This window comes from Planktothrix sp. FACHB-1355 (assembly GCF_014748295.1).
GTDB classification, from domain to species: domain Bacteria; phylum Cyanobacteriota; class Cyanobacteriia; order Cyanobacteriales; family Aerosakkonemataceae; genus Aerosakkonema; species Aerosakkonema funiforme_A.
On the sequence record NZ_JACJUP010001094.1, the window covers coordinates 1 to 2,344 of the forward strand.

At 46.2% G+C, this 2,344-nt stretch carries 1 protein-coding gene; it reads right to left on the reverse strand.

Going from position 1 to position 2,344, the window contains the following annotated elements:
• Window positions 1-533: 533 nt before the first annotated feature.
• Window positions 534-2,344, reverse strand: a 1,811-nt coding sequence (locus H6S82_RS29385; RefSeq protein WP_191057190.1) for a pentapeptide repeat-containing protein, incomplete at its 5' end; no start/stop codon positions are given.

Consider the following 2,344-nt stretch of genomic DNA (forward strand, 5'->3'; position numbering starts at 1 on the left):
AGGCACTAGCAATTTATATGCAATCCGCTGCCATAAACCCTTCGCTCTCCCGTACTTAGTGTGATAAATTTTGCTAATCAATTTGCCGGTTGGCTTGAGCAGAGGGAAACTCAAGGGTCTAAAACTAATAAGTTAGATTTTGTACCTCTACGAAAGCTATAACGCTTGTATGACAGGCTTTCCAAAGCATTCATTACATTTTATTATCACTTCAAGTACGGAAGAGCCCAATTAGGGGCTAGAGCGCCAGTCCAGTAAAAGAGGTTGACAAAACAAATAAGGTGTGTATTTCTATAGAAACCTCGGCGACGGCGTTGCATTTGGATAGAAAAATTGTTGCCGATGGCGATCGATTGTCGCCCAAATGCTAATGCCTCCGGCACGCTACGCGAACGCCCCTACATAACAGATATTTCGTTATTTTTGTCAACCACTTTTACTGGACTGGCGCTCTAGGGGGCGCAGGGGCGCGGAAGAATAAATCTTTTCCTTTACCCTCTCCCCTCTCCCCTGTTCCCTCTTCCCTAGCCCCTTTACAAAAACATAGTTTCATCATTACCATCCATACCGCTTTGATTGGGGTCGTCAGTTGCTCCTTCGCTACGCTCAATCAGAAGTAGAGTCGAGTCAGCATCATCAGTTTGATTGACTATGATGTTTTTAGCAATCGTTGGTGTTTGCCTGGTGCTGCTTTCCAGAGAAGCGAGAGCTTGCTGACAAGCTGTATACTGTTGTAAAGAAAAGAGGGCACCACTTTTTTCCGCCAAATCTTTAGCAGCTTCATCCAACTGAGCCTCAAACAAACAAGCATTAGTAAGACTGGCTAACTGGAGATTTGCGCCCAAGAGATTGGCACCTGTCAAATTAGCTCCTTCCAGCTTAGCGGCAGAAAGATTGGTACCGGAAAGATTAGCATCCGTAAGATTTGTCCAAGATAAGTTAGTTTCCTGAAGATTTGCGCCAGCAAAATTGACACCCGCTAACTCAGCGCCAAAGAAATTTGTTTTCCAGAAGTTAGCCCCTGGCAAAACAACATCATTTAAACAAGTTTTAGATAAATTCAAGTACATCAAACTGCCTCTCGATCGCGCCCAGAAAGTATCTGGCGATAAAACCGCCGTGCGACCGATTAAAGTAAGCAATCGATCGGCATCGAATTCTTCTGTAACTTGTGCTTCCCCACAAGGAGAAAAAGGAATTTGTGCTTCTCGGTGACAAGCACACAGCAACTGAAAAAGATTGAGTCCCACAACTGCATCAATTTGCAAAACATTGAGGGGATTGCCCAAAGATTGTAACCCAGAGCGTGCTGTATGAGCCAACCCTTCATCTAACCATCGCCCTCGACAGTAAGCAGTCCAGAAACTGTTGAGCCGTTCTAACAAAATAGCGAAAGAAAACGATGTGCGATCGCGTGCTTCTTCTCGCCGCAGACGCTCAACGATCATTTCTTCAATTTCAGCCGAAAGTATGCCGTAACCCAATAAACTATAAATCTGTTGAGCGACGCGAGAAGGCGAGTCGATCGCAAAGATAACTTCCCCGTAAGCATCCGCCACTCTGCAAGCCAAAGATTTCAACTTTTCGGCTAAAGCTTCGGCGCAAAAATATTCTCCCAACTTGGCATGAAAAAAAGAAAGTTTGGCGGAATGGGAAAGGGAGGCAGAAAAATTGTTCACCACATGGCCTGCTTTGCTGCGATCGCATCTGCGAAAGTAAAAAGCAGGTAAGCCGGAAATAGCAGCACCCTCCGAAAATTCGCTCGCCAAACGGGTAGAAACGGCGCTTTCCGTGCAGCAGTTACGACCGCTTTGCAGTAAAATCAGAGCCGCGACTTGCATTTGTTGGCGAACTTGTTGGACAGACCGACCCTCCAGCAAAGATGCGATCGCTTCTGGAGTGCGACCGCTATTGGGCAAACCTTCTCGAACGGAAATCGACAGGCTATCGCTAGCTGAGATGCCGTCCCATGTTTCTCCCAATAACCACCGGCAAAGTCGATCGTAAATTTCAAACCTGATTTGAGAACCCCGCAAGGGAAAGATCCTTTCATCCAGTCGCCCGCAGCGATACAAAATCCCCAAGATCAGAAGCGTTAGGGGTTGATGCACGAGAACCGTCAAATCCTTAACTTCCGGTAATTGGCGAAAAACGCCACTCTGCTTGAGGAAGTTAAAGTAAGATTGGGCGATCGATTTCGGTTGGAGTTTAGACCAATTCTTGAACCACTGTTTGAGTTGCTCCTGATCTAAAGGTTGGATCGCCATTACCCGGAATGAAGCTGGCAGACTGTAAGCTAAGTGACTGAATAACTCGGAACGGCAAGTTATGACAATTTTGTGGC